The sequence below is a fragment of the Helicobacter saguini genome (assembly GCF_000762875.2).
GTDB lineage: Bacteria > Campylobacterota > Campylobacteria > Campylobacterales > Helicobacteraceae > Helicobacter_A > Helicobacter_A saguini.
On sequence record NZ_JRMP02000005.1, the window covers coordinates 90,660 to 116,722 of the forward strand.

At 35.9% G+C, this 26,063-nt stretch carries 27 protein-coding genes, 4 tRNA genes and 2 pseudogenes; 16 read left to right on the forward strand and 17 right to left on the reverse strand.

The genetic code is table 11. From position 1 onward, the window contains the following. Nucleotides 1-17: 17 nt before the first annotated feature. Complete coding sequence (locus tag LS64_RS04340) at nt 18-866, forward strand: tRNA 2-thiocytidine biosynthesis TtcA family protein (RefSeq protein ID WP_081948321.1); 849 nt, start codon at nt 18-20, stop codon at nt 864-866. Nucleotides 867-898: 32 nt separating this feature from the next. On the opposite strand, the pseudogene nuoI reads toward LS64_RS04340, so the two are convergent. From nuoI to LS64_RS13125, 7 genes and pseudogenes are all read right to left on the reverse strand, one after another. Next, nucleotides 899-1,486: pseudogene (gene nuoI / locus LS64_RS04345) on the reverse strand (NADH-quinone oxidoreductase subunit NuoI); the annotation flags it as partial. A 271-nt stretch (nt 1,487-1,757) separates the two neighbouring features. After that, the gene (gene nuoH / locus LS64_RS04350) at nt 1,758-2,759 is read right to left on the reverse strand and encodes an NADH-quinone oxidoreductase subunit NuoH (protein ID WP_034571892.1); all 1,002 of its coding nucleotides are present in this window, start codon (nt 2,757-2,759) and stop codon (nt 1,758-1,760) included. Then, a complete protein-coding gene (locus LS64_RS04355; RefSeq protein WP_034571890.1) occupies nt 2,759-2,941 on the reverse strand; it encodes a hypothetical protein in 183 nt (60 codons plus the stop codon). Before LS64_RS04355 ends, nuoH begins: the two co-directional genes overlap by 1 nt. Next, the gene (locus tag LS64_RS13565; protein WP_272916601.1) at nt 2,938-3,060 is read right to left on the reverse strand and encodes a hypothetical protein; all 123 of its coding nucleotides are present in this window, start codon (nt 3,058-3,060) and stop codon (nt 2,938-2,940) included. The genes LS64_RS04355 and LS64_RS13565 overlap by 4 nt, the downstream gene beginning before the upstream one ends. After that, complete coding sequence (locus LS64_RS13570) at nt 3,057-3,188, reverse strand: hypothetical protein (RefSeq protein ID WP_272916600.1); 132 nt, start codon at nt 3,186-3,188, stop codon at nt 3,057-3,059. The genes LS64_RS13565 and LS64_RS13570 overlap by 4 nt, the downstream gene beginning before the upstream one ends. Beyond that, nucleotides 3,185-3,343, reverse strand: a complete 159-nt coding sequence (locus LS64_RS12745; protein ID WP_193554421.1) for a hypothetical protein — start codon at nt 3,341-3,343, stop codon at nt 3,185-3,187. Before LS64_RS12745 ends, LS64_RS13570 begins: the two co-directional genes overlap by 4 nt. Before the next feature lie 4 nt (nt 3,344-3,347). Continuing rightward, nucleotides 3,348-6,257: a 2Fe-2S iron-sulfur cluster-binding protein gene (locus tag LS64_RS13125; RefSeq protein ID WP_052062482.1), complete on the reverse strand. Its 2,910-nt coding sequence runs from the start codon at nt 6,255-6,257 to the stop codon at nt 3,348-3,350. A 270-nt stretch (nt 6,258-6,527) separates the two neighbouring features. Between LS64_RS13125 and LS64_RS13130 the strand changes: the two genes are divergently transcribed. Together LS64_RS13130 and hisB are read left to right on the forward strand one after the other, a co-directional pair. After that, a complete protein-coding gene (locus LS64_RS13130; protein ID WP_034571888.1) occupies nt 6,528-7,850 on the forward strand; it encodes a glycosyltransferase in 1,323 nt (440 codons plus the stop codon). A gap of 174 nt (nt 7,851-8,024) precedes the next feature. Then, nucleotides 8,025-8,618, forward strand: coding sequence for an imidazoleglycerol-phosphate dehydratase HisB (hisB, locus tag LS64_RS04370; protein ID WP_034571887.1), 594 nt, complete (start codon nt 8,025-8,027; stop codon nt 8,616-8,618). A gap of 58 nt (nt 8,619-8,676) precedes the next feature. Here hisB and LS64_RS04375 read toward each other — a convergent pair whose 3' ends face one another. Both LS64_RS04375 and LS64_RS04380 read right to left on the reverse strand, forming a co-directional pair. Next, the gene (locus LS64_RS04375) at nt 8,677-9,696 is read right to left on the reverse strand and encodes a ChaN family lipoprotein (protein ID WP_034571885.1); all 1,020 of its coding nucleotides are present in this window, start codon (nt 9,694-9,696) and stop codon (nt 8,677-8,679) included. 213 nt (nt 9,697-9,909) lie between these two features. Continuing rightward, complete coding sequence (locus tag LS64_RS04380) at nt 9,910-10,413, reverse strand: peptidylprolyl isomerase (protein ID WP_034571881.1); 504 nt, start codon at nt 10,411-10,413, stop codon at nt 9,910-9,912. Between the two features lie 106 nt (nt 10,414-10,519). On the opposite strand from LS64_RS04380, the gene LS64_RS04385 reads away from it, so the two are divergent. The 10 genes from LS64_RS04385 to LS64_RS04425 all read left to right on the forward strand — a co-directional run bounded on the left by LS64_RS04385 (nt 10,520) and on the right by LS64_RS04425 (nt 15,401). Beyond that, complete coding sequence (locus tag LS64_RS04385) at nt 10,520-11,494, forward strand: hypothetical protein (protein WP_034571878.1); 975 nt, start codon at nt 10,520-10,522, stop codon at nt 11,492-11,494. Between the two features lie 68 nt (nt 11,495-11,562). Beyond that, nucleotides 11,563-11,640: transfer RNA gene (locus LS64_RS04390), tRNA-Pro, on the forward strand. Between the two features lie 40 nt (nt 11,641-11,680). Further along, a tRNA-His gene (locus LS64_RS04395) sits at nt 11,681-11,757 on the forward strand. A gap of 50 nt (nt 11,758-11,807) precedes the next feature. Then, nucleotides 11,808-11,884 (forward strand) — tRNA-Arg (locus LS64_RS04400). A gap of 51 nt (nt 11,885-11,935) precedes the next feature. Further along, nucleotides 11,936-12,012, forward strand: a tRNA-Arg gene (locus LS64_RS04405). A gap of 24 nt (nt 12,013-12,036) precedes the next feature. Further along, nucleotides 12,037-12,600, forward strand: a complete 564-nt coding sequence (gene efp, locus LS64_RS04410) for an elongation factor P (RefSeq protein ID WP_034574366.1) — start codon at nt 12,037-12,039, stop codon at nt 12,598-12,600. A gap of 489 nt (nt 12,601-13,089) precedes the next feature. After that, complete coding sequence (locus LS64_RS13575) at nt 13,090-13,212, forward strand: hypothetical protein (RefSeq protein WP_272916599.1); 123 nt, start codon at nt 13,090-13,092, stop codon at nt 13,210-13,212. Beyond that, nucleotides 13,199-13,582 carry a hypothetical protein gene (locus LS64_RS04415; RefSeq protein ID WP_034571876.1) on the forward strand — a complete coding sequence of 128 codons (384 nt, stop codon included), beginning with the start codon at nt 13,199-13,201 and terminating at the stop codon, nt 13,580-13,582. Before LS64_RS13575 ends, LS64_RS04415 begins: the two co-directional genes overlap by 14 nt. Nucleotides 13,583-13,686: 104 nt before the next feature. Then, nucleotides 13,687-14,940, forward strand: a complete 1,254-nt coding sequence (locus LS64_RS04420) for an amidohydrolase family protein (RefSeq protein ID WP_052062481.1) — start codon at nt 13,687-13,689, stop codon at nt 14,938-14,940. A 35-nt stretch (nt 14,941-14,975) separates the two neighbouring features. Next, the gene (locus tag LS64_RS04425; RefSeq protein ID WP_034571873.1) at nt 14,976-15,401 is read left to right on the forward strand and encodes a CoA-binding protein; all 426 of its coding nucleotides are present in this window, start codon (nt 14,976-14,978) and stop codon (nt 15,399-15,401) included. Between the two features lie 37 nt (nt 15,402-15,438). Here LS64_RS04425 and prfB read toward each other — a convergent pair whose 3' ends face one another. Beyond that, complete coding sequence (gene prfB, locus LS64_RS04430) at nt 15,439-16,539, reverse strand: peptide chain release factor 2 (protein ID WP_034571870.1); 1,101 nt, start codon at nt 16,537-16,539, stop codon at nt 15,439-15,441. A gap of 116 nt (nt 16,540-16,655) precedes the next feature. Here prfB and LS64_RS04435 point away from each other — a divergent pair, with 116 nt between their 5' ends. Continuing rightward, the gene (locus LS64_RS04435; RefSeq protein ID WP_034571867.1) at nt 16,656-17,633 is read left to right on the forward strand and encodes a hypothetical protein; all 978 of its coding nucleotides are present in this window, start codon (nt 16,656-16,658) and stop codon (nt 17,631-17,633) included. 12 nt (nt 17,634-17,645) lie between these two features. After that, complete coding sequence (locus LS64_RS04440; RefSeq protein ID WP_034571864.1) at nt 17,646-18,473, forward strand: hypothetical protein; 828 nt, start codon at nt 17,646-17,648, stop codon at nt 18,471-18,473. A gap of 126 nt (nt 18,474-18,599) precedes the next feature. On the opposite strand, the gene LS64_RS04445 is transcribed toward LS64_RS04440, so the two are convergent. From LS64_RS04445 to LS64_RS12755, 6 genes and pseudogenes are all read right to left on the reverse strand, one after another. Further along, the gene (locus LS64_RS04445) at nt 18,600-18,998 is read right to left on the reverse strand and encodes an NAD(P)H-quinone oxidoreductase subunit 3 (protein ID WP_034571861.1); all 399 of its coding nucleotides are present in this window, start codon (nt 18,996-18,998) and stop codon (nt 18,600-18,602) included. Between the two features lie 93 nt (nt 18,999-19,091). Next, nucleotides 19,092-19,922: a formyltransferase family protein gene (locus tag LS64_RS04450; protein ID WP_034571858.1), complete on the reverse strand. Its 831-nt coding sequence runs from the start codon at nt 19,920-19,922 to the stop codon at nt 19,092-19,094. After that, nucleotides 19,919-20,956, reverse strand: coding sequence for a GNAT family N-acetyltransferase (locus tag LS64_RS12750; RefSeq protein ID WP_193554422.1), 1,038 nt, complete (start codon nt 20,954-20,956; stop codon nt 19,919-19,921). Before LS64_RS12750 ends, LS64_RS04450 begins: the two co-directional genes overlap by 4 nt. A gap of 352 nt (nt 20,957-21,308) precedes the next feature. Further along, nucleotides 21,309-21,734 (reverse strand): annotated as a pseudogene (locus LS64_RS04460) (acyltransferase); the annotation flags it as partial. Nucleotides 21,735-21,841: 107 nt separating this feature from the next. Beyond that, nucleotides 21,842-23,239 (reverse strand): GNAT family N-acetyltransferase, encoded by a 1,398-nt coding sequence (locus LS64_RS04465; protein WP_118988435.1) that lies wholly within the window; start codon nt 23,237-23,239, stop codon nt 21,842-21,844. Continuing rightward, nucleotides 23,223-24,614 carry a hypothetical protein gene (locus tag LS64_RS12755; RefSeq protein WP_193554423.1) on the reverse strand — a complete coding sequence of 464 codons (1,392 nt, stop codon included), beginning with the start codon at nt 24,612-24,614 and terminating at the stop codon, nt 23,223-23,225. Before LS64_RS12755 ends, LS64_RS04465 begins: the two co-directional genes overlap by 17 nt. A 93-nt stretch (nt 24,615-24,707) precedes the next feature. Here LS64_RS12755 and LS64_RS04475 point away from each other — a divergent pair, with 93 nt between their 5' ends. Next, nucleotides 24,708-25,538 (forward strand): non-canonical purine NTP pyrophosphatase, encoded by an 831-nt coding sequence (locus LS64_RS04475; RefSeq protein WP_034571176.1) that lies wholly within the window; start codon nt 24,708-24,710, stop codon nt 25,536-25,538. Nucleotides 25,539-25,555: 17 nt separating this feature from the next. Here the strand turns inward: LS64_RS04475 and LS64_RS04480 are convergent, their stop codons facing one another. Next, on the reverse strand, nt 25,556-26,050 hold the full coding sequence (locus LS64_RS04480; RefSeq protein WP_034571178.1) for a ferritin: 495 nt from the start codon (nt 26,048-26,050) through the stop codon (nt 25,556-25,558). Between the last annotated feature and the right edge of the window lie 13 nt (nt 26,051-26,063).

Consider the following 26,063-nt stretch of genomic DNA (forward strand, 5'->3'; position numbering starts at 1 on the left):
TATTTAAGGTTAAATAAATGATAGAATCTGTTTTGGAATCTAATTTAGAATCTACTTTAGAATCTACACCCAAAAATTCGCATCATCCATTTATAAATAAAAACAAAACTCCGCAAGTTAGCAAAAAGATTCTAAACATCGTGGGACGCACAAACGCAAAATATAATCTAATAGAAAATGGCGATAGAATCTTGCTGGGCTTAAGCGGTGGGAAAGATTCTATGCTGCTGGCGCGCATTTTGGCTCACATTAAGCAACATGCGCCATTTAAATTCGAGTATCACGCGATGACGATTGATTATGGTCGTGGCGGCGAGTATGAGTATATTTTCGAGTATTGCGACTTTTTTCGCATTCCATATACGCTTAATCGCACGGAAATTTTTAAGATTTTGGAAAATCACAAAAAGCAGGGCAGTATTTATTGCTCATTTTGCTCGCGTATGCGACGTGGTGAGCTGTATCAAATCGCTTTGCAGCAGGGCTTTAACAAGGTCGCACTAGCACATCATTTAGACGATGCTGCCGAGAGCTTTTTTATGAATCTTACTTATAATGGCTCGCTGCGTTCCATGCCGCCAAAATATCGTGCAGAAAATGGTTTGCAAGTCATTCGCCCACTAATTTTTGTGCGTGAAAGGCAAATAATCGACTACATCGCAAGTAATGGAATTTATATTGCCCCTGATTGCAACTGCCCCATAAACTGGCTGCCCGAAGACAAACGCCCACGCGCACGCGAAGAGACCAAAGCGTTATTAAAAGATTTGGAAGGCAAAAACCCACTTTTATTCAAATCACTCAAAAACGCCTTTAACAACATCCACGCAAACTCCTTTTGCGATGAGAAGTATTTGGATAAGTGAATAGATTGTAATATATTGTTTTATAAAGTTTAATAGTCTTGGGGGGTTTGTTTTATGGCGGAGTCGGCACTGGGGCGGGGGCTGCCAAAGCCTTGAAACTCTTGCTGGGTGTGATTTATAGCCTCTTCTTTTGGTTTTAAAAAGTCTTCTTTCAAGCCAAAATGCGCCCTTTGCTCGCTTGCATTTTCAAAGCGTGGTCCCATAACAATGGCAAGTTCAGGGCATACTTCCGCACACAAGCCACAATAAATGCAACGCCCTAAGTTGATAGTATAGCTATCAATTTTCTTGCGTCCATCGCTTCCTTCGTGCGTTAAGATTCTAATGCAATTGCTAGTGCAGATTTTCTCACACAAGCCACAGCCGATACATCGCTCATTTCCTGAATCTAGCAAACGCTGCAAATTATGCACGGCGCGATACCTTGGGCTAAGTGGCTGGGCTTCAAATGGGTAATTTATCGTGACTGGTTTGCTAAAAAATTCCTTGATTGTTAAGCCCATGCCTTTGACTAAGTCCATTCCTAAGCTAAATTTTATGCTTTGTTTAAAGTTTTCAAAGGCAGATTGCGGGGGCTTTTCCATTGAATAAAATACGTAGTCGGGCTTTTGTTTTTTTATTTGTGGGACGGATTCTATGGTTTTAGATTCTATAGAATCTATGTTAGATTCCACGTTAGAATCTTGAGTTTTAGATTCTATAGAATCTGTTTTATTTTCGGCAGTAGATGTTTCGCTACGCTCAACATGACTTGCGGTTTGAATGTTAGAATCTTGGGTTTTAGATTCTATATTAGATGTTTCGCCTTGCGGCTCAACATGACTTGCGGATTCTACGTTTTTAGAATTTTCTTTCACATTTTCCATTTTTTCTCCTTTAAAGTTACAAAATTTATAATAATACTATGCCTGTTATCAATACATTTAGCAAAGCAAGTGGCATTAAATTTTTCCAGCACATATTCATTAGCTGGTCTGGGCGAATGTGCGGCAAGGTCGCCCTTACCCACATAAATAAGAAAATAAAAAAGCACACTTTCAAAATGATAGCAAGTCCGCCAGCAATCTCAAAAAGCCCAAAAAATGATATAGGATTAAAGCCGCCCAAAAAGATAAGGCTAACCACAAAGCTAAAGGCAAACATGTGCGCGTATTCCGCGATAAAAAACATACCCCATTTTAGTCCGCTATACTCGGTGCAGTAGCCGGCTACGATTTCGGCTTCGTGCTCTAGCAAATCAAAGGGCGTGCGGTTTAGCTCGGCATATCCTGCGATTAGGAAAAGCACGAAAGCTAAGGGCTGTTTAAACACAAGCCAATTTAAAATGCTGCCACTTTGATAATCATTCATCGCGATTAGTGAGAGTGAGCCAACGAGCATTATGGGCGCTAGGATTGATAAGCCGCTTACGACTTCAAAGCTTAGCACTTGGATACATGCGCGGCTGCCGCCGATTAGGCTATACTTGCTATTGCTAGATAGCCCGGCTAAAAGTGGAGCATAGATTCCAACCGCGCCAACGGAAATAAAAAATAAAATGCCTACATTTATGTCGCTAATAATGGGCGTGACCTTGTAGCCGGCAATTTCAAACTCGGGCAAAAAAGGAATGGCAACCATTGATGTCATCGCACTAACCAAAGCGACCACAGGCGCTAGGGCAAAAATTAGCTTATTTGCGCCCTTTGGCAGCATATCTTCTTTTGTAAAAAGCTTTATAGCGTCCGCGCCAAACTGCAAAAGCCCAAAAGGACCAACATAGCTAGGACCTAAGCGGCGTTGGAAATAGCCTAGCACTTTTCGCTCGATGTAAGTGGCAAAACCACCTAAAAAAGAAAAAACTAGCACGACTACTAGCACTTTTATAATCGTTTCAATAATAAATGCGTCCATCAATATCTCCCTTGCATAAGATTCGTCTTCCGTTTGGATTTTACAAAAACTTTTTCCCTGCTAGTTGCGACAACCGATGAGGTTAGTCTCACGTCGCAGGGAAAAAGGTTTTTGCAAACTACACGCAAAATACTAGAATCTAGATTCCATTTCACATATTTAACTCTATTAGATTCTGTCATTTTGTTTCCTTTTTAGAATCTTTTTTTATTGCGATTAAAACATTTATTCCTGCAAATATCGTTAAAGCTATCGTTATCCCTACGGTAATCCACCATGCTGTAAGATTAGATTCTATCATTTTGTTTCCTTTTTAGATTCTAATTTTTTCTTAGAATCTTCCCTTATAGTAACGATAAACTTCACAAACATACAAGTAAAAATCACGCCTGAAATAATGGCTGTAATGTCCCACGCTGTCAAATTCATTTTGTTCTCCTTTCAAAAAATATTGCTATTGACATAATGCCTATACTAAGCAGTAAAGTCGCAATTACCGATTTATTTATTTCAAAATTCATTAATAGCGAATAAGTCGCATTGACAAAAAGCCCTAAGCCTATATTCTCTAGCAATTTCCACATAATTTTACCCTATTTTTTCACTCTCTAATGAGTTTTGTGCGACTTTGAGTGCATTTACACGCACGCAAATTTCACTAAAAAATATGCTTTCATTATCAATTAGCGGTGAAACTAAGAAAATATCGCTATCTAAATCATTGTCAAGAAAAATAGGCGACTCTACGCTGCCCTTTTGATTTTCTAGCATAATAATATCGCCATCCTTGCAATCTAGCCGCTCTAAAAGTGCCTTATTTGCGTAGATTCCAACCTTGCTTTGCAAGTTATTACTAGCTTTAGTTAGCATATTAAATTGATTTTGATTATCTAGCTTTAAGGCTAAAAATTCAAATTTAGATTCTATATTATTAGCATTTTTAGAATCTAAGTTAATATTAAACTTCAAATCTAGCGAATTTAAATTCGAAAAAATTTCATTATTTATAACCATATTATACCCACGAATATCTTCGCCACCGCGTGTAAATTTTTCGTTTAAATCTAAAAAATGCAAAGGTTTAAATTTAAAATCTTTACTTACAAATTCGCTAATTAATTCGCTAAAATCGCCTAGAAAATCAGTGTTATCAAGCGAATCGTTAGTCTCAAAAACGCCTAATTCACGCGCTATATCGCTTAAATCAAAGGCAGATTCTAAGTTCGAATCTAAAAAAGGAATATTTGGATTTAGCTTTAAAACGCGATGTTCCATATTTGTAGTTGTCCCTTCAAGCTGGGCTGGGGTAGGCAGTGCAAAATGCGGCTTAATCGTTCGCACATTAGAATCTAATCTAAAATCACCAGCCAAAGAACGCACACCAACGCTTAAATGAGACGCAATCAAATAAGGATTTTGCAAATCACAAATATTTGCAATGCCTAAAATATTGCTCTCTTTTGGAATGTAAAGTAGCTTTAATTCTAACTTTTGACATAGAAAAGCTAGTAAATATGCAAGTATTTGAATGCGCGCCTCATAATCCATAATCTCATTATTTAGCTCATTTGTAAGAGACTCAGCAATCGTGCTACTTATCGCATTTGCGATATTTAGGGCGTTATCGCTTGAATCTTGCTTCAATTTAGGATTTGCAATGCTGATATTTTGGAGTAAATCGCTATTGATAAACTCATGGATTGTGTTAAATGAAATTAGCAAAACGCCGCCCTTTTTGGCAAGTTTTATAGAATCTAACTTGTCAATATTTAGATTTTGCAACATAGATTCTATATTATAAGGGCTTAGGTTATCGACTGGCTCGGCATTTTCTTTAGAATCTGGTTTAGATTCTGGCTTAGATTCTACGTTAGAATCTTGCGTGGTTTCAGCATTAGATTCCATATTAGAATCTTGCGACTTAGATTCTATAAAATCTTTAGAATCTTCTTTTATCACAAAGCCCTGAATGTCGCTATTATGCGGCTTTAACATCATATCTAAACAACCTGGGAAGCTAGATTCAAACTCATCGATTAAATCATTTGCAAAAATTAGCCCTAAGATTCCCATTACGCTTATATTTTGCGGATTACCAACGATTTGCGTTACACTTTTGCCTAAGCCTTGCAATAGCGAGTCCTTAAAGATTCCAAAAGTTAGCAAATTCGTGCCTTTTTGCATTTTTAAATTATTATTAACTTTATAGCGAATGGATGGTGAATCGTATTTAAAATACGCATTTAGCGCGATAATATTTTGCCCTGTTTTCACATCGTTAAAAGTTGCAAAGGGCGAGTTTATTTCACCTAAAAACTTAGAATCTGCCGCACCGCTAGAATCTACAGAATCTTTAGAATCTGCCGAAGCCACGCTACCAGATTCTAACGAAGATTCCAAAGAAGATTCTAAAGACTCTAACCCAAACCACGCACTACCCCTTAAAAATGCGTGTTGAAACACTTGATAAAATTTCGCCTCCGTATTATAAATCGGTATCCCTAAATGCTTTGCAATTAACTGCGTAATAAACGCCTCCTCATTACTCACACTACCGCCCAAAAGTATAGAATCTGCGCGTTTAAACGCTGCAATAACCGAAGAGAGATTACGCGTTCCAACGCTTACATTATCAAAGGCAAATCGCCCAGCCCCGCAAATAGGATTGTAAAGATAGTCATTTTGCACGCGATACACCTTACGCAAATCGCCCTTTACATCCAAATGTTTCACATTGTAAATTAGCTCACACCCACCAGCACAATGCGTGCAAGTGCTATAAATCTTTTCAAGCTCCCAAGCATTGCTAGTATATGTAAAATCCTTATAAGTCATCGCGCCCACAGGACACGCTGAAATGCACTCACCGCAGTCTTTGCACTCATATTTACCGATAAATTCAATTAAGCCCTTTTGCCGCTTTTGCCATACTGAAAATGGGTCTTTAGACATAGAATCTTTATAGTTATCCGGCGAATAAAGCGTGGCTTTTCCGGCTTTCAAATTATTCTCACCGATATTATCCTTACAAGTGGTAGCGCAACGCTCACACATTATACACAACGCTGGGTCATAAAAGCTTTGCGCAAAAGAATAGCTCTTTTTCTCTGCTTCTTTTAGCCCCCACTTTTGCGTATCTACCGCAGTATAAAGCGTAAAGTCCTGCAGCTCGCACTCGCCACTTTTATCACACACGCCACACTCTAGCGGATGATTGACACAATATGTAGTCATTATATCGTTTCTATCGCTATCTAGCGCGTCATTATGGACTATAACATCCATTTTATCCTTAACCTTAGCGTTGCAACTATATGCGCGCTTGCCATTAACCTCAACCATACACATTTTACACGCTAAAGTCGGGCTACAACCGCTAAGATAGCAAATCGTAGGAATTTGCACGCCATTTCGTCTTGCCACATCTAAAATCGTATCGCCATCATTTGCCGCGTATTCTTGCCCTTCAATAGTTATAGTCATCTTTTTTTCACTCATTGCATTGTCCTTACTTTTCACGCTATAAGTTATGGATTATAGAATCTAGATTCTATATTTTCTTATTATCTTCCCTTTTTAAAACTATGTATTTTATCATTTTTTTAGGATTTTGTATATTGCAAATTTTTGCTTTTAAAGACTTAAAACTATTTATACGTGGGTATTTCGTGCATATTTTAGTGCACATAAAATTTATAAAAATATTTACGCAATGTTTAGAATCTATACATTCTCATTATAATAATGCAAAATTTTCAAAGGACTTTTATGCGTTTGGTTATCACAGGTGGTGGCACGGGCGGGCATTTGGCTATTGCTAGGGCGTTAGGCTTAGAGTGTGCTAAAGCGGGCATTTACACGCTTTATATCGGTAGCACAAGGGGGCAGGATAGGCAGTGGTTTGATGTGAATTTTACGCAAGATTCTAAGAGTTTAGATTCTAAGAAAACCACGCAAAATACGCCCTTTAATGAATGCGTTTTTTTGGAATCTACGCCCGTTGTCAATCAAGCTTTTTTAGGTAAATTTAAGTCGCTTTTTCACAATCTAAGCGAAGCAAAAAAGGCGGCTCAAATTATGAAAGAAAAAAAAATAAACGCCTGTATTAGCGTGGGTGGCTTTAGTGCGGCGGCGGCTTCTTTTGCTGCGATTTTCACAAAAACGCCTTTTTTTATCCACGAGCAAAACGCCTGTATGGGCTCGCTTAATAAGCTGCTAAAGCCCTTTGCACTGCGTTTTTTTAGCAGTTTTCCATTTCCTAACGCTACTTTTACGCCCTATCCTGTAAGTGAAGTTTTTTTTAAAAGCGCTCGTGTGCGTAGCAAAATTCACACGATTTTATTTCTAGGTGGCTCGCAAGGGGCGCGTGCTATCAATGATTTTGCCCTAAAACTTGCGCCACTTTTGCGTGAAAAAAATATTAAAATCTTGCATCAAAGTGGAAAATTAGAATATGAAAAGGTTTTGCAATCTTACAAATCTTTGGGGTTTAAAGTTTGCAATTTAGATTCTATAAAAACGCAAAAAAGTTCTAAAAATCCTAACTTAGATTCTAAAGATTCTAATATTGAAAGTTCTAAAAATACTAACTTTTTAAATGAAAGTATAGAATCTAAGAGCCAAGATTCTAAAAATATAGAATCTAACTTGCAAAATTCGCAAGAAGATTCTAAAGAAACTACAGAATCTATAACTTTAGATTCTAAAAACTTACAAAATTACGATATTTGTCTTTTTGATTTTTGCGATATTATGCCGCAAGTTATGAATATGGCGGATTTTGCCATTTCTCGCGCGGGTGCTTCTAGCCTTTTTGAGCTTGCTAGTAATGGCTTGCCCACGCTTTTTATCCCCTATCCATTCGCCGCGAAAAATCATCAGTTTTTTAACGCCAAGATTTTGAGTGATAAAAATCTAGCCCTTTTAATCCCACAAGATGCCCTAAATACTCAAGACGTCCAACAGATTCTATCCCAAATCTTAAGCCTAAATATAGAATCTATCTCACAGAATCTAATAGAAAACTCCCAACCAAACGGCACAAAAATCATTATACAAAATATAATAAATTTAAATAAAAAATTAAATTAATTCTAAGCAATATCACTTTTTTAAATATTTATTGTTTTAATTATATTTAAGAGTATTTTTTTAAATTTAAATAACAAAATGGTATTTATCAAAACAAAGATTTAGTTAATCTTGCTAGAATTAGTCAAAAATACCTAAATTTATTTTGATTATATTTTAAATTAAAGGTGAAAAATGGAAGAAATAACGATAGAGCGCGATACGAAAGAGACGCAAATTAGCTTGAAACTAAATCTTTATGGCGAGGGCAAAAGTCGCATTGACACAGGCATTGGCTTTTTTAATCACATGCTTGAGGCGTTTTCAAAGCACGCGCTAATTGATATGGAGCTAAGTTGCAAGGGCGATTTGTTTGTGGATTTTCATCATAGTGTCGAGGATTGCGGCATTGTGATTGGGCAGGGGCTGCATAGGGCGATTTTCCCTGTGGGCGGCATCGAGCGATTTGGCAATGGCGCGGTGGTGATGGATGAGGCGAATGTGGAGTGCGATATTGACATTAGTAATCGGGCGTTTTTGCTGCAAGATATGAGTGCGGCGGCGGGGGGTTTTAGTGGGAAAGTGGGCGATTTTGATGTGGAGCTAGTCGAGGAGTTTTTCCGCGCACTTGTGATAAATGCTGGTTTTAGCGTGCATTTGGTGTTAAAACGAGGGAAAAATCTGCACCATATAATTGAGGCGAGTTTCAAGGCGTTTGCTTTGGCACTGAGACGCGCTGTAGCGGTAAATCCACGCGTGAAAATGCCTAGCACAAAGGGGTGTTTGTAGGGGTCAAAATATAATTTCATATTTTTTTAATCACAATAAATTTTATTTTTGTATATTTTCACTTTGTATCAAAGTTTATTAGATAGTCATATTCTTTTTTCGCGACTTTATCGCCCTTTGTGCTTAAAATCACAACCACAACTTTTTTATTTTTATTAAAATCAATTATGTGTAGTGGCACACCCAAAGTCTTAAAAGCGTGATATTGCCCAGCCAAAAGCACACTCTCAGGATTGGACATAAGCATAGAATCTTGTGTAACTTCACTAGATTCTATATTATTATTTTTAGAATCTTTTTTATCTAAACTACTAGATTCTATAACTTTATTATTTTGCAAATACTCCGCAAAATCGCTACCTGATACATGCACTAGCACATCAGCCATTCGTCTATCCTTATACTGCTGAATCTCGACTAAAATATCAAGCATTTCGCTATTTTTTGGGTCGTTTATATCGGTATCATGAGCCTTTGCTATGAGCTCTTTTAGCCGCTCTTTAACACTTTGTGTGTTTGAAACCTTGCCACTAATCGGCGCAATATTTTGGGCAAAAAACATATTGATTTCATCGCGTGATAAATTCCCACCAAAAAGCCCAGCATCGCTATAAAAAGTCGCCTCAAGCGGATATTTATACATATCATAATCCCATTTTTTGTCCCACTCAATGGCATTTTTTAGCTTGTTTTTAGGCAGGTTTTTATTTTTTTTCGCAGCATTTAGCACTCCTTGCTTCTCAGTGCTAATCATTTCATACACGACATTTATGTGGCGTTTTTGTTGCAAAGATTCTATGATTTTGGCTTGAGCTATGTGCTGATTTAGGCTATCATGCTGCTCGCCAATCACGACAATATCATACTTTGCAATCTCATTTATGAAATTTTCATAGCTAATTTCTTGCGAATTTTTATCATTTTTTGTGATAGAAAATGGCTTTGTTTTGATAGAATCTAAGGCTTGTTTAGAATCTTTTGAGACATTATTTGCTACGCTAGAAAAACTACCGCAACCAGCAAAAATCATAATCATACAAAAACTATAAAAAAAATTCCTTAAAATTAATAATAACATAATCTTACCTTTTGAAATATATTAAATTTTGTAACTTTGTAATGTTATCTAAGTAGTGTTATAAAGTCAATAATTTAATCTATAGTAATATAAATTATCATAATAGTGCTACATTATAAATTAAAGAAATTATTTTAAGCTTTTAAAGTTACAAGAAATTGAAAATAAAAATACGGAATTTAAAAAGTCGTTTGCAAACACACTTGAAGCATCTTAACTTCTCTCAATCTCTTCTTTTATCTCAATCTTTTCAATCTTATCGCCCTGTTTTATGGAATCTAGCACTTTCAAACTATTCCTATCCCACACAGGAATGCGTCCAAACGCCGTGTGCTGCCCATCTAAGTGCGGCTGTGGGGCGAAACAAATAAAAAACTGCGAGCCACCTGTATCGCGTCCTGCGTGTGCCATTGAGAGTGTGCCACGCAGATGTTTGTGCGGATTATTTTCTACTTCGCACTTGATTCTATATCCCGGACCGCCCGTGCCATCGCCCTTTGGGTCGCCGCCTTGTGCCATAAATCCTGCGATTACGCGGTGGAAATTTAAGCCGTTATAAAATCCGCTTTGTGCCAAACTTGCAAAGTTGCTTACCGCTTGTGGCGCATCTTTTGGGTATAGCTCAATGTTGATTACGCCTTTATTTGTCGTGATTACCGCGTATTTTAGCTTTTCTAGTTCGCTTTCTGGTAAGCTAAAAGTCTTTAATTCTTCCATTTTTGCCCCTTAATTTGTGCTTAAAAAAATGTAGATTCTAACAAAATTAAGCCATTTTTTCAATATTAAATGATATAATTTTGGTTTTATTTTATAGGTTGATTTTATGAGATTTTTACTTATTTTTATGCTATTTTTTTACTCGCTTTTGAATGTCGCAAGTGCGGATACAACGGACTTTGACTGCAATGATTTGTATGGGAATTGCAATATCCCTAGTAATCCTGCTAAGATAGAATCTAGCGGAGATTCTAAAGGCGTTACAGGCGGTATTTCTAGCGGAATAAATAGTGGTATAAATTCTGGTGTTTCAAAAGGTAACACAAACGCTACAAAGCCTACAAATCAGGGTAATGTAAGCACCTTTAGCGATATAAATAAAAGCACGGATAATGAGAGTGTAAAGGCGCAAAATGCTTTCCTGCCAAGTGGGAATTTTTCTCGTAAAAAGGGCAGTTTCCTTTACTCGATTGTGCTGCTTACCGCGCTTTTTGATAATGGCGTGCAAAAGCAGGGCTATGGAATCTTGATTAAGGATGGCTACACGCTTGCTGCGGCGGACTTGATGACTGAAGAGGGCGCATATCTGCGGAGTGTGACCGCGAAAATGCAGGATGATACTTCGCCATCTTTGATGTGTTTTGCGATGTTGCGGCTGCGTGCGACCGATAACAAGCTCTCGCTTTTAAGGGCGGAAAATTACACCGATATTTATTGCAACACGCGTCCTGAGAGCTTCTATCATCAGCGCATTAATCTGCATTATTTCACGCCCATTCGGCTTGGCACTTTAAAGGGGACGATTTTGGGGCGAAATGATTCTGTGCTTTTCCCTTATGTTACGGAAAATAATACTTTAGCGTATAGAAGTTCTAGTATTGCTAAGATTCAGCAGCACAGCGCCGTGCATGGAATGCCGCTTTTTAACTCAAGCGGGGCGTTTGTGGGCTTCCTTTACACCACCTATGAGCCAAAGCGTAAAAATGTCGTAATCAGCAGCGATGAAGTGCGGAAATTTATCTGCGGTGTCGTGGCGAATAACTTGCTACCTACAAGCGATTTAACGCGCTCGTGTAGGTGATTAGGTTTGTTTTTATTGACATAATTTTTTTTTTAAGCTATAATTCAATCTTTTTTAAATTTTTGTGTCGGGGCGTAGCTCAGTCTGGTTAGAGTACTTGGTTTGGGACCAAGGGGTCGAAGGTTCGAATCCTTTCGCCCCGACCATTTTAAATGCGTTATTATCGCAAAAGTTTTTTATTTTTTGGTGGGTGTAGCTCAGTTGGTTAGAGCATCAGGTTGTGGCTCTGAGGGTCGTGGGTTCGAGACCCATCATCCACCCCATTCTAGATTCTATAATTTTAGATTCTAAAAGTTATGATATTTGTAATTTTGCGTTTGTAGCTCAATTGGATAGAGCATCAGACTTCGGATCTGAGGGTTAGGGGTTCAAGTCCTCTCGGGCGCGCCATTTTATAGAATCTACTTTTGAATTTTATAATTAAAACTTAGCAAGACTTTTGCGCTCGTAGCTCAGCTGGATAGAGCAACGGCCTTCTAAGCCGTAGGTCAAAGGTTCGAATCCTTTCGGGCGCGCCACTTTTATATATTTTAAGGATTTTTATGACGATTGAGATGGGCGATTTGAAAAAGGGCTTAAAGATTGAAATTGATGGCATTCCTTATAGAATCACAGAGTATCAGCATGTCAAACCTGGCAAGGGACCGGCGTTTGTGCGTGTGAAAATAAAGAGTTTTTTGGATGGAAAAGTGATTGAGAAAACTTTCCATGCTGGTGATAAATGCGAGACACCAAATATCGTGGAAAAGGGAATGCAATACCTTTATAATGACGGCGAGTTTTATCAATTTATGGATAATGAGAGTTATGAGCAAGTGGGCTTGGATGAAAATCAAGTGGGTGACGCGGCAAAGTGGCTATTAGATTCTATGAATGTGAATGTGCTTTTTCACAATGACAAGGCGATAAGTGTGAATGTGCCGCAAATTGTCGAGCTGAAAATCACTGAAACACCGCCAAACTTTAAGGGCGATACTTCAAGCAGTGGCAAGAAACCAGCGACTTTAGAGACAGGCGCGGTAGTGCAGATTCCTTTCCACGTATTAGAGGGCGAAACAATCCGCATAAATACCGAAACCGGCGAGTATATTGAAAAGGTGAAATAAACTTCATTTGAACTTATTTTATTTAAACTTTATGACTATATAGTAGAGATGTCAATGGTTGAAGTTCGTTGCTGTATGATAAAACATATAATTTGTCTTTTTTAAAATTTCTAAGAATTATTATTAAATTTAAAGTTAGTTTAAGGTTTGTTGTGGTAGAATTTTATTCGTAATCATTTACATGATTATTGTTCTTAATTACAAAGGTTAGTTAAATTTCCTTTGGTAAGTTTGGGTTAAGTTTTAAGAACATTCTTTCACATTATCTTCCTTTAAAGCATAGGGGATTTTCCCTTTTGTTTTTTGTTTTAAGCGAATTTCTTACATTTAAATAATAATCTTACGAAAAACAACAACATTTTTGCATATATTTTTAGAATCTAATTAAAGGCTTAGAAATAGGGCGTTTTAGATTCTATGATAGATTTAAACTAATGGTTTTTTTGTGCTGTGATAGAATCTAAATTTTACACAATATAAGGATAAAATATGTATGACCTTGATTCTCTAAATAATGCACAAAATGATAAAGATTTAATGTTTATTACTAATGATACTTTAATAAATGAACGTTCATATTTGGGCTATATTTTATCGCTTGAGCGTATTTAAGAATAACAATATTTTTGAAGGGAATCTAAATTTTATAACACACATTTTTAATATCAGTGGAGATATAAAAAAGGGCTTGCAGCGAAAGGATTATCACAGGGTAAATGCTGGAATTGGCGCGATTTTAAGCGATAGTATATTAAGGTGGTTTGAGATAAATTTTTCATGTGTGTATGGTAATTTTGTTAAGGATTTATTTGATGAGAAAAGCAATAATAGTTGGGATAAATATAGGGAGTATTACGCGTATATCGTGCATTTTGTGACAGGTTTTATAAGGGCGCTTTTTGTTATCGCCCCGCAAAATTGCACTTTAATATGCGCTATCATTATGATAGGTTTTATGCGACATAAAAGTATGATAAAATGATTTATATGGTCTCTTAGATTATTCTATGATTTAGAATCTTTCAAGCAGAATGCGTTATTTTATGCTATAATTTTTTTTATTTTTGCTTTATTTTAGGACTTTTTATGGATGAAATTACGCTTATTAATCCGCTTGATATGCACCTGCATTTGCGGCAAGATTCTATGCTTAATGCCGTGCTGCCTTACACTGCCTTGCCTTTTAGTGCGGCTCTTGCTATGCCAAATCTTAATCCGCCGCTTTTCAATATCGATTCTGTAATTGATTATCAAAATGAGATTTTAGATTTAAGTGATTCTTATTTTAAAAGTAAAACGTGGAATCTAAATGGGGAAAATGGGTTAAAAACTACTATTTCTATAACTAAAGATAATAAAAAATTACAAAATATAGAATCTAAAAATTCGCAGGGAAATTCTCCATTAGATTCAAATGAATATTTAAGGCAGAATTCCCCTGCGAATTTTCAACACAAAAAAGATTCTAAACACCCACTAAATACAGATTCTAAAAATAAAAAAATAACTCCCTTTACCCCGCTAATGAGCCTTTACATTAGCGATAATTTAGATTCTAAAACGCTAATAGAAGCCAAAAAAAATGGCATTAAGATTCTAAAACTTTATCCAAAAGGTTCAACTACAAATTCCAAAGATGGCTTAAGCGAGATTCTAAGTCAAAAGTTCTTAAAATTGTTAGAATCTGCGGAAAAACTTAGCCTTATCCTAAGTATTCATGGCGAGAGCAATGGCTTTAGTTTAAACCGCGAAAAAGAGTTTTTAAAGATTTTTACGCACCTTGCGCGCACTTTTCCGCGCCTTAAAATCATAATCGAGCATTTGAGCGATAGGCGAAGTATCGAGGCGGTGGGCTCTTATGCGAATTTGTATGGCACGATTACCCTGCACCACATGCTTTTGACCCTTGATGATGTTATCGGTGGCAAGCTAAATGCGTTTAATTTTTGCAAACCTGTGGTAAAAACGGCACTTGACCGCGATGCGATTTTGAAAACCGCGCTAAGTGGGAGCGAGAAATTTAGCTTTGGCTCGGACTCTGCGCCGCACACGATTAGTGCAAAACTTGCTGGTGCGGCTGGGATTTTCTCCGCCCCGACCCTGCTGCAAGGGCTTTGCACCCTTTTTGCAAAGCATAATCGGCTAGAAAATCTACAAAAATTTATAAGCGATAATGCGATGAAAATTTATGATATTAATCTGCCCTTTAAAAAGAGTGTAAAAATGGTGGCAAAACCTTGCACGTTCGGGGATTCTATCCCTTGTGATAGTGAAAAAATTGCTGTATTTTTGGGCGAAAAAAGCCTAAATTTTAGCATAGAAAATATTAGTGTTGAATAGTTTTTAGTAAGATTATTTGTGAGATAAATAAAAAAATGAATAAAAAAATAAAAAACTTATTTCTTAACAATGAGATAAAAAATATTGCTGTTGTAGGTTTTAGCCCGGATTCTACAAAAGATAGCCATAAGGTTGGGATGTATCTTTTTAATCATGGATTTAATGTTTTTGCGATTTATCCAAAGGGTAAAAGCATAGGAAAAGTGCCTATTTTTCATACTTTAAGCACACTTTTAGAATCTAAACAAATAGATTGCGTAGTGGTATTTCGCAAATCGCAATACTGCATTGACATTGCAAAAGAGATTCTAAAATCTAAACACAAAATAAGGATTTTTTGGATGCAACTAGGCATAGAAAATAATCACGCAAAAGAGATTCTAGAATCTAACAATATCTTAGTAGTAGAAAATAAATGTATAATGATCGAGTTGAAATCACTAAAAGATATTGAAAACTAAACTTATCGCAATACATCAAACACATTTATAATCTGCCCTACTCTCTACTACCCTGCCAAATCATCACAGATTCTATCATAGAATCTAAGTCGCCATCTAAAATCCCGCTAGTATCGCTACTAGCGTAATTGCTTCGCAAGTCTTTTACCTGCTGATATGGTGCAAGCACATAGCTTCGAATTTGATGTCCCCAGCCGATTTGAGTTTTAGAATCTGCACTAGCAGCCGCCGCATCCATTTTAGAACGTTCTAACTCATATAGCTTAGATTTCAGCATTTTCATCGCGGTGGCTTTGTTTTTATGCTGACTTCTATCATTTTGACACTGCACGACTATGCCTGTGGGCGTGTGCGTTATGCGAATGGCAGATTCAGTCTTATTGACATGCTGCCCGCCCGCACCACTGCTGCGATAGGTATCGATGCGGATGTCCTTTTCATCAATGCTAATGTCGATGTCATCGTCTAGCTCAGGGCTCACCTGCACGCTAGCAAAGCTCGTGTGCCGCTTGGCATTCGCATCAAAGGGCGAAATCCGCACAAGGCGATGCACGCCACTCTCAACCTTGGCGTAACCATAGGCATTCTCGCCCTTTATGATAAACGCCGCGCCCTTTAGCCCTGCCTCCTCGCCATCTTGCAAGTCAAGCAGCTCGACCTTAAAGCCCCGCCGCTCACTCCAACGCAAATACATTCGATATAGCATACCAGCCCAGTCATTGCTCTCAGTTCCACCAGCGCCTGGCTGAATGGTAATAATAGCGTTTGCGCCGTCATTCTCACCATTTAGCATTACCTCTAGCTCGGCTTTTGTGATGGTTTTTTTTAGCACACCAGCTTCGGCAAATAAAGATTCTATACATTCATTGTCGTTTTCGCTTTGTGCCATTTCGAATAATTCTTCGCTGTCGTTTAGTGCGTTTAAAGCGTTGTTAAAGCTTGATAGTCTAGATTCTATACTTCGCTTTTGCTTTAGAATCTTACCCGCGTCCTTATTTTCCCAAAAGTTTTCGCCCTTACTTATAGAATCTAGATTCTGTAATTTCTGCTTTAACGCATCAGGATTTATAATCTTTTCAATGTTTTCACATTTTGTTTTTAGCTCTTTTAGTAATTCGCTGTATTCATAAGAGTCCATTTTTCGCCTTAAGTTTTAAAGATTAAAAAGTTTTGTAATTATAATAAATTTGATATAAATTACAAAATAAATTCATAATCTTATTTTATAATGAAGACGTTTAAAAGGGGTGAAATATGAAACGTGGGCAATTACATAAAATTCTAATACTAAATAAGACTTTACAATTCAAAAAATATTTAAGGCTAGAAAAGATTTTGATATCTTTTTTAATACTACTAAATCTACAAACACTTCATGCGGCAAAAGAAAATAACGATGACAGAAAAAATGGCTTTTTTGTTGATATGAGTATAAATGTTACCGCGATAAATCATAATACCATAAATAACACAGGAAATACCACGACTATCACGACAAAAACGAGTAATGTAAGCGGCGTTGAGAGTATGTTTTTTTTAAATCTTGGCTATATCTATGATGATGAGTATAAATATGAGTTTGGGCTAGGTTTTGGCGCGACTCCTTTAAATATAAAAGGTAGCTATCCTATCGGCATTGATAATGCTTTGACGCGAGATTTCACATTTACTCGCGCGCTTGCCATTCGTGTGCCTAGCACATCAAAAGTGGGGATAAATCTTTCAATGTTTGATAAAAACTATGTGCATTCAAGGTATATAAATCTTGGCTTAGATAGCGATATGTTTATCCATGCAAGTGGCATTGCACCCTTTAGTGCGGCTATCTCTATGCTTGATTTTTACCTAGAATATGAAGGTAGTAAGAAAATGAATAAAAATCTGCGATTTGAGTATAGCGCGGCGGTTGGCTATACGCTTGGCACAACGCAGTTTATGGGCTTAAATGGTAGCACTACGCCAAAATTAAAGCTATTTGATTTTAGCAATGCTACTCATGGCTTTTTACTGCGGGGTAGTATCGGGGCGCGATATAAGCTAGGAGTGCGCGCTAATGCGTTTATAAAGGGCATTTTTACATATCGCTATATGAGTTCGCAAAGTAAAAATACGCCGATAGTGAATGCGAGTGCGATTGATGGCGATGTGATTATCCCTGATGCTAGGGCAAATGCGCGTTATCCAGCCTTTAATATGGTGTATGGCGGATTGCAATTTGGCGTTGGGTTTTAAGGGGGTTGCGTGATGAAAAAGGCTTTATTTTTAATCATATTATTTTTTGCAAATGTTATAGAATCTAAATCGCTACTAAAGAGTGGATTCTATAAAAGTATCGGGGTTGGCAGCGGATATTACAACTATAATGAGTTTAAAAGTTGGCAAAATGACGCCTTTATCATGCGGATAGATTCTATACTTTTTAATGTAAATGGAGAGCTTGGACTTATCACGCATAATGTAAAGATAGAATCTAGCCTTGATGCGAATGTGGCTTTAGGGCTTTACACAGGTGGGAATTTCTATGAAAGTGATAATAAAACAAGGGTTTATAGCATATTTTTTAACTCATATTATCATTTTAATCTTACTTTGGGTTTTGATATTTTGGGCGCATTTGGGGTGCAAAATGCTAGTTTATTTTTGCAAAGTGGCTTTAGCTACTTTCTATCACGCACGGATAGCACGCCCTTAGAGCGACTGCAAGGGTATTTATCCATTCCTTTTAGTTTAGAATCTCAAGTCAAAATCAATGATAAATGGAGCATAGATTCTATGTTTTCATATAATTTATTTTTGCTAGGGCATCATCTAAGTTATGGGAATGCTTATGGGCTAAGTGGCGACTTAAATGTGCTGCAAAGGCAAGGCTACGGGCTAAAGGCATATCTTGGCTATACGCATAAAAATAAGGCAGATTCTATAAATTCGCTTCGTTTAGTGTATGAATTTTGGAGTATAGGCGACTCACCTGCGGCACGTGTAAATAGCGTGATAAGCCCAACCACAAATGGAATCTATGAGCCAAAGAACACGTCGCATATAGTCACAATTCAATACATCTTTGGGTTTTAGATTCTATCCACACTTAAAATCCTGATTCCACATTATTTATCGTGCGGACAATAATTTTAGATAAACACATACCTAGATACTTTAAACAAACATAATTAAATAATTTTGTGATTATTCAAGTGTAGATTAATTTGTATTTCTTTTCACTTCCTGCCATTTTAACGCGCCTCTTTTCCACGCAAAAAAGAAGCCAACCACAAGCAAAATAATAAAAGTCAGCATCTCAAAAAAGCCCAGCAACCCTAGATTTCGATACTCAATCGCCCATGGAATCATAAAAATGATTTCCACATCAAAAAGCACAAAAAGCACCGCAATCACATAAAACTGATGGCTAATCCTATTTGCCTGTTTTATGGGGATAGGACCGCACTCATAAGGCGCGCCCTTTAGCTTGTCGCTTTTCTTAAACGCCAACTTTCGCGACACAAATCGCTGCAGCCAAAAAGTCGCCACAAACGCCACAAGTGTCAGCACAAACATAACAAACGCCCCAAAATACGGATGCAACGCCATATAATCCATTTTCGCCCTTTTGTGTATAATTTCTTATTATAATCATATTTTGATAAAATGCAGTTTAAGTGTTATGAATTTTGTTTGTTTTTTAATGAAAAGTTACGAAAAGTGACTTACATTTAACTTTTTGGCTAGAATCTTATAGCCATCGATGCCAGAGATTATAAAATGCGTTTTAGATTCTATAAATTTTTTATAGCCGATAAATTCATTTGTAAGTCTAGATTCTATAATTTTTATGTTATTAAGTTCTGGTAATTGATACTCTTTAAAAATAAAGGCGCGAATATTGTTATGAATTTCAAAACTTGTCTTATTAAAATTTATAGTAATATTGCTTAAATCTATATCTTTTCTGCTAAAATAGCTAGAGTTTATAGAATCTTGTGGATAACTTGTAATATTATTAGTTATGATATTACTAATATTTTCTTTAAAAAGTTCGTAAGAATATGTAAGATATTTAAAATACAAATCACGCGCCGTGTCATTTATATCGATTTTAAAAAGATTTTGCGCGATAATTTCGCCTGTATCAATACCATCATTAATCTTGTGCAAGGTCGTCCCAGCCACACTTTCACCGCATAAAATAGGCATAATTGAGGTAAAAACGCCTTTATATTTTGGGAGATTTGAAAAATGAATGTTGTATAACTTTTTGCTACTAAAACTTTCAGTTTTTATAATTTTATCAAATTCAAGGGAAATAAATATTAAGTTAGGAATTTTATAACTATCTTGTAAATTAATTTCAGCCACATTTGCATTTTTTGCAGCTAACTTTAGCGATTTTTGCCAAGAATTTTCTCCATTATCACTCTTATTTGTAACCACTGCTACTTCATTTGCGTTAAAATAATGCTTTAAAATGTGGTGCAGTGCATTTACCGCAATGTCATTTTTCCCAGCAATGCAAAGTTTAATCATGCGATTTCCTTTGACATTGTGTTAGATTTTTTTATTAAAATAGGGTGTTGGCTGGGCGATAGGATAAAGAATCTAGATTCTACAAAAGTTTCAAAATTTATAACTTTTGGGCTTAAAATATTGAATCTAGATTCTATAAGTTTGTCTTGTGAGTGCCTATCGCCCACCCACCGCCCTTTTTTGATAAGTGGATAGAATCTAGATTCTACAAAAGTTTCAAAATTTATAACTTTTATGGTATTTTTATTACTTAGGGTATTTACCCCCCCCCCCCCATTTGTATTACTAGCATTATTAGAATGTGTAGATTCTATACATTTAGAATCTTCTTGTGTTACTTTTGGTAAAAATCTAGCGTATTTTTTCTTAGATTCCAAAAAATCATTATAACTAAAAGTAAAATATGTATTTAGGCTGTCAGTATGCGTGATGGTCGCATTAAACAGGCGTTTGTGAAAATTTATCACCGAAATATTATCATTTCGCACGTCAAAGTGAGAATTTTTAAAGCCCAAAATCTCAAAGGCAAAAATATAAACCTGCATCGCAGATTCAATAGCGGCTAGTTTGGGCGCGCTATCCTTAATAATCCAGCTCCCCCAGCAAAATGAATCGAGCTTAAAATCATAGATTCTAACTAACCCTAATTTTTCTCTAGTTTCAAAATTCATAATTTTTTTAGAATCTGCGTTAGTGTTAAAAATCTCACCTTTTTGTATAAGATTAGCATTTTTAGATTCTATATTTTCACTCTTTGAAACCTTGCTATTATCGCTATTTTCAGCACTTTTAGATTCTATAATAAAGTAAAATTCTTCGCATTTGCTCTCGCGTTTTTTATACTCTTTTAGCCATAAAATCTGCTTTTCCAAGTCATTTTCAACCTTTGAAATATAGCGATTTTTCTTAGAATCTAGCCGCATTTCTAAGATAAACTCCGCATCGCTAGTTTCTACTAAACGCATAATAATGTTATTTCCCAGAAGCGGCAAAGTTTTAAAAATAGTAGCTTTTTTAGCAAAAAGATTATTCATAAGCCAACCTTTTTGCTTTTTTGTTTATAAAAAGCGACTTGGATTCTATAAAGGTATAATAAAAAAATAACAAGTGTGATACTAACGGGGGGGGGGGGGGGGTAAAGTCTTTTCTTATTATATCAATATTGTGAGAATCATTTTGCATGGTTTTAGAATCTTTTAAAGTATTTTTTACTTTATTTATAGAATCTTTTCCTTTAGATTCCACTCGAGATTCTGTGTGATTTAGGCTATTTTTATTTTTTTCTTTAGAATCTAAATTGCTAGTTTTACTGAATTTAGATTCTAAGGTTTCACTTTGTCGCACACTTAAAACATTAAGATTTTCACTTTTAGATTCTATAATTTCTACTTTATTTTTCACAATTGTGTTTGGCGCTACATCCTTTGTGATAATGCTACCAGCGGCTATCATTGCGTTTTCACCGATTGTTACATTTGGTAAAATGGTCGCATTTGCACCGATGGACGCACCTTTTTTAATGGTAATTTTTAGGAAATCGACATCGTGTAGCTTAGATTTTGGATACTTATCGTTACAAAAAGTTACATTTGGACCGATAAAAACATTGTCCTCAATGCTAATTTTATCCCAAATCTGCACACCGCATTTTATCGTTACATTATTGCCGATTTTGACATCATTTTCGATAAAACAATGCGAGCAAATGTTACAATTTTTCCCTATTTTTGCCCCCTTTAAAACAACGCAAAACTGCCATATACGCGTATTTTCACCGATATTTTCACTCTGCACATCGCTTAGATTATGAATAAAAATTGTGCTTTTATCATTTCTAGCCTTAGATTCTATATTAATAGATTTTTTAGAATCTAGTTTTGATTCTATATTTTTAGGGCTTTTAAGTAGCGTAGTTTTTTTCATGCTACACCGCCCATTTTGCAGAATCTAGATTCTGTAATGGTTGAACTTTTGAAAATCTGTAAGTTATAAAATTTAGAACTTTTTGTGATTTTTGAGAATTTATAGAATCTTGGCTTTTTAGATTCAAAAAGAAAAGTATTTTTATAGAATCTTGTTTGTTTAGATTCCATAAAAGTGGCTTTGTAGAATCTTGTTTGTTTAATTTCCATAAAACATTTAGATTCCATAAAAAAGGCGGATATATAGAATCTTTGTAAAAAATAAAAAGGGAGCTTACCCCCCCCCCCGTATGTATTGCTTAGATTGTTACTATAAGTAACGCTATGATTTTCATTTGTAGAATCTAGTAACATTTCATAAAAATAATGCGCTACACTTCGAGCCCCAAAACTCTCCTTTTGAGCAATCAAACCCTCGTTTAAAAACAGCCCATTATTCTCATTTGATATACCAAAATCAAAATACATTTTGCTACCTAAATAAGAATCAATAAGGCTCTTTAGCAATAAATCAAGCCCACCAAGCTCGCGCCCCATCGCATTCGCACACAAATACTGCGTATGAGCTAAATTGCTATAATTAAAAATTAGCGCTGCTGCAATCATCTGCCCTTGCAAAGTCGCGGAATATAAAGCTATTTCATTTTCAAAACGACCGCATAAAAGCTGCAATTCAGCCAAAGAATGCGTAGGCGTAGCGTTATGATAATGTTTCAAAACTTCACACAATAGCTTACAAAAAGATTCTAAATCGTTACTTTTAGTAACCTTTATGCCACTTTGTTTTGCCCTAGAAATTTGCGCTTTTCTACCCTTACTAAGTGGTAAAGTCTGCGATAACAAAATCGTGCTAGTGCAATCTATGCGATAAATCCGCGCATTATTGCGAAAAAGTGCGTAAATATCCTCATCCGCCGGGATGCTATGATAAATGTAGGGCAGGGCTTTGTAGATTAGTTTATCAATATTTTGCTCTTTCATATATTCTTTTAAAAGTGCAAAACACTCAAGCATTTTGTGCTGTTTCATATTTTTATCAGTGATAAAACCACCAAAGGTTAAGCCCTCATGGGAGTATAGAATCTTTTGGGTAGAATTTAGATTCTGTAAAGTTTGCGAAAGTTTAGAATCTTTAAAATTAGAATCTAGAATCTTTGTTTCATTTTTACTCACATTAGATTCTATATTGTTACTTTTTGAAACTATTTTTAGATTCAATGGTAGTAAAGCAATTAGCTTTTCATTTTCATAAAACATAAGCGAATTATCAACAAATTTGTGCGAATGATAGTCCATAAAATCCCTATCAAACATAAAGATTCCATTCTTAGCCACTTTATTAAAAGCATTCCAAGTTGCTTTATTTTCAGCTTTATATTCACGCAGGGTAATCATATTTTTCTCCCTGTGTGAATTGTATATATTCTATAAAATGTAGCTTTTTGTAAGATAAAATTATAAAATTTATAACTTTTTGTAGTAAGAAAAATAAAAATAAATAATAAAAAAAGGGCTTTACCCCCCCCCCCCCGTATGTATTGCTAACTAGCATTTCAAACGTGTTATAAGCGATAGTTCGCCCACCAAAGCTTTCTTTTTGGGCAATCAAACCTTCGTTTAAAAACAGCCCATTATTCTCATTTGATATACCAAAATCAAAATACATTTTGCTACCTAAATAAGAATCAATAAGCGTTTTTAATAATAAATCAAGCCCACCAAGTTCGCGCCCCACCGCATTCGCACATAAATACTGCGTATGCACCATTTTTTCATACTCAAAAAGTAACGTTGCAGCAATCATAGTGTTACCAAAAGTAGCAATAAAAAGGCGAATGTTACGCTCGAAACGCGACTTTAGCAAGGATAGCTCACTTGCATTATGCACGGCATTTGTGTTATGACGCGTTTGCAAGACATCATTTAGCAAATTTACAAAGTTAGGAAAATCATTAGATTCTATAATTTTTATATCATTTTTTATAGCTTTTTTCACACATCGCTTTCGCAGCTCATTCATCTTAAACTTAGAATCTAGCCCTATCACACTAGAACAATCCACACGAAAAACCCTAGCATCATTTCGAAAAAGTGCGTAAATATCCTCATCCGCAGGGCTTTTATGATAGATATAAGGCAGGGCTTTATAGACTAATTTGTCGATATTTTGGCTAAACATATATTCTTTTAAAAGCGTAAAACACTCAAGCATCTTAGCCTGTCTCATATTAGAATCTATAATGAAACCACCAAAGCTCAAGCCCTCATGCGAGTATAAAATCTTTGTTGTCTTTTGCGATTCCTGTGCTAAATTTCTTTTAGAATCTAGATTCTGTGAATCTTGTGAATTTTCTTTAGAATTTATAGAATCTTTAGAATCTAGATTCTGTAATTTTTCTCCTTGTAAAGTTATATCTTTTGAAAGTTTAGAATCTTTTAAGTTATTTAGATTTTGTGTTACATTTTTATACATATTAGATTCTATATTATTACTATTTGTAACATTTTTAGATTCTATAAAAGTTTCATTTTTACTCATACTAGATTCTATATTGTTACTTTTTGAAACTATTTTTAGATTCAAAGGGAGTAAGGCGATTAGCTTTTCATTTTCATAAAACATAAGTGAATTATCTTTAAATCTGTGCGAATGATAGTCCATAAAATCCCTATCAAACATAAAGATTCCATTCTTAGCCCCCGCATTAAAGGCGTTCCACGCGACTTTGTGGGCAGTATTTGACATATCATATCGCTTCAGTGTTATCATAAAAAGTCTTTGAAAATTGAAATTTTGTGTGCTATTATACATAAAAATATGCGTGAATTTGTGCAACAAACAACAAAAAATTTAAGGAAAAATATGCAAATAATTTTGGCGACAAATAACAAACATAAACTGCAAGAAGTGGCTGAAATCCTTGCAAATAGTGCTATTAATGCGGAAGTTTTGAGTTTGAAAGATATGCAAATTAGCGAGTTTAATCCAGCTGAAAATGGGGCAACTTTTGAGGAAAATGCGATGATAAAGGCGCGTGCTTTATGTGATTTATTGAATCAAAAGGGCATTTCTAAGCCGCTTTTAATTTTAGCTGATGATAGTGGGCTATGCGTGGATGCCTTAAATGGCGCACCCGGCGCGCATTCGGCGCGTTTTGCACGTGTTATAAATAATGATAATTTGGAGGCTAACTCAAGTGATTTTGATAATCGTGTGGCGTTAATTAACGCCCTTAAAAACGCTGCTGTGTGGGGAAGTAGGGCGTATTTTAAGTGTAGTATTGCGTATATTTTTTATAATTTTTCACAGGATTTTTCGCCGTGTATAGAATCTAGGCATTTGGAATCTAAACAAGATTCTATGCAAAGTGGCGTTGTTAGCGGCATTTGCGAAGGTATCGTAGCGATAAAAGAGCTAGGAAATGAGGGCTTTGGCTATGATAATATGTTCTACATTGATTTTAATCAAAACGCTACGAAAAGTAACAATATAGATTCTATAAATGCTACGAAAAGTAACAATTTAGATTCTAAAATCATAGAATCTAAGCTAGAAAACATAGACTTTAGCTTAAAAAATATAAAATTTTTAGAATCTTTAAACCATTCCCTTGCAACATTATCAATGCAAGAAAAAAACAAAATCTCCCACCGCGCCAAAGCTTTAAAACAACTTATACAAATCTTACAATAAGCCTAAAATTCAATATCTTACTTCCCGCTTAGCGACTTAATATAAGAATCTGCCAAAAATAGCCCATTACTCTCCTTGCCGATAAGTTTGATTTTATCGACAATGCCGCGAAACAACGCCTCCTCCTCGTGCTGCTCTGCCACATACCACTGCAAGAAATTGAATGTCGAATAATCCTTCTGCTTTAGCATAAACTCAACCAGCTCATTAATCGAATCAGTGATGTAAAGCTCGTGCTTGTAGGTCTTTTCAAACACATCAAGCAGCCCCTTAAACTCGCTCTCAGGCTTTGCAATGCTATCTAGCTCCAACGCAGAATCCGTCTCATTTAGGTAGGTGATAAGTTTGCGCGCGTGGTCGCTCTCCTGGCTTGCGTGCGTGAAAAGAAACTCGCCAGCCCCGTCATATCGGTTTGTATAGCACCACGAACTCATACTCAAATACAAATTTGACGCATTCATTTCTTTAACAACTTGCTCATTCAACTTTTTGATAACTGCTTTTGACAACATTTTGTCTCCTTTT

Coding starts and splice junctions, on each gene's coding strand:
- LS64_RS04340 (WP_081948321.1), top strand. CDS start 18: ATGATAGAATCTGTTTTGGAATCTAATTTAGAATCTACTTTAGAATCT.
- nuoH (WP_034571892.1), bottom strand. CDS start 2,759: ATGGACGCATTTATTATTGAAACGATTATAAAAGTGCTAGTAGTCGTG.
- LS64_RS04355 (WP_034571890.1), bottom strand. CDS start 2,941: ATGACAGAATCTAATAGAGTTAAATATGTGAAATGGAATCTAGATTCT.
- LS64_RS13565 (WP_272916601.1), bottom strand. CDS start 3,060: ATGATAGAATCTAATCTTACAGCATGGTGGATTACCGTAGGGATAACG.
- LS64_RS13570 (WP_272916600.1), bottom strand. CDS start 3,188: ATGAATTTGACAGCGTGGGACATTACAGCCATTATTTCAGGCGTGATT.
- LS64_RS12745 (WP_193554421.1), bottom strand. CDS start 3,343: ATGTGGAAATTGCTAGAGAATATAGGCTTAGGGCTTTTTGTCAATGCG.
- LS64_RS13125 (WP_052062482.1), bottom strand. CDS start 6,257: ATGAGTGAAAAAAAGATGACTATAACTATTGAAGGGCAAGAATACGCG.
- LS64_RS13130 (WP_034571888.1), top strand. CDS start 6,528: ATGCGTTTGGTTATCACAGGTGGTGGCACGGGCGGGCATTTGGCTATT.
- hisB (WP_034571887.1), top strand. CDS start 8,025: ATGGAAGAAATAACGATAGAGCGCGATACGAAAGAGACGCAAATTAGC.
- LS64_RS04375 (WP_034571885.1), bottom strand. CDS start 9,696: ATGTTATTATTAATTTTAAGGAATTTTTTTTATAGTTTTTGTATGATT.
- LS64_RS04380 (WP_034571881.1), bottom strand. CDS start 10,413: ATGGAAGAATTAAAGACTTTTAGCTTACCAGAAAGCGAACTAGAAAAG.
- LS64_RS04385 (WP_034571878.1), top strand. CDS start 10,520: ATGAGATTTTTACTTATTTTTATGCTATTTTTTTACTCGCTTTTGAAT.
- efp (WP_034574366.1), top strand. CDS start 12,037: ATGACGATTGAGATGGGCGATTTGAAAAAGGGCTTAAAGATTGAAATT.
- LS64_RS13575 (WP_272916599.1), top strand. CDS start 13,090: ATGTATGACCTTGATTCTCTAAATAATGCACAAAATGATAAAGATTTA.
- LS64_RS04420 (WP_052062481.1), top strand. CDS start 13,687: ATGGATGAAATTACGCTTATTAATCCGCTTGATATGCACCTGCATTTG.
- LS64_RS04425 (WP_034571873.1), top strand. CDS start 14,976: ATGAATAAAAAAATAAAAAACTTATTTCTTAACAATGAGATAAAAAAT.
- prfB (WP_034571870.1), bottom strand. CDS start 16,539: ATGGACTCTTATGAATACAGCGAATTACTAAAAGAGCTAAAAACAAAA.
- LS64_RS04435 (WP_034571867.1), top strand. CDS start 16,656: ATGAAACGTGGGCAATTACATAAAATTCTAATACTAAATAAGACTTTA.
- LS64_RS04440 (WP_034571864.1), top strand. CDS start 17,646: ATGAAAAAGGCTTTATTTTTAATCATATTATTTTTTGCAAATGTTATA.
- LS64_RS04445 (WP_034571861.1), bottom strand. CDS start 18,998: ATGGATTATATGGCGTTGCATCCGTATTTTGGGGCGTTTGTTATGTTT.
- LS64_RS04450 (WP_034571858.1), bottom strand. CDS start 19,922: ATGATTAAACTTTGCATTGCTGGGAAAAATGACATTGCGGTAAATGCA.
- LS64_RS12750 (WP_193554422.1), bottom strand. CDS start 20,956: ATGAATAATCTTTTTGCTAAAAAAGCTACTATTTTTAAAACTTTGCCG.
- LS64_RS04465 (WP_118988435.1), bottom strand. CDS start 23,239: ATGATTACCCTGCGTGAATATAAAGCTGAAAATAAAGCAACTTGGAAT.
- LS64_RS12755 (WP_193554423.1), bottom strand. CDS start 24,614: ATGATAACACTGAAGCGATATGATATGTCAAATACTGCCCACAAAGTC.
- LS64_RS04475 (WP_034571176.1), top strand. CDS start 24,708: ATGCAAATAATTTTGGCGACAAATAACAAACATAAACTGCAAGAAGTG.
- LS64_RS04480 (WP_034571178.1), bottom strand. CDS start 26,050: ATGTTGTCAAAAGCAGTTATCAAAAAGTTGAATGAGCAAGTTGTTAAA.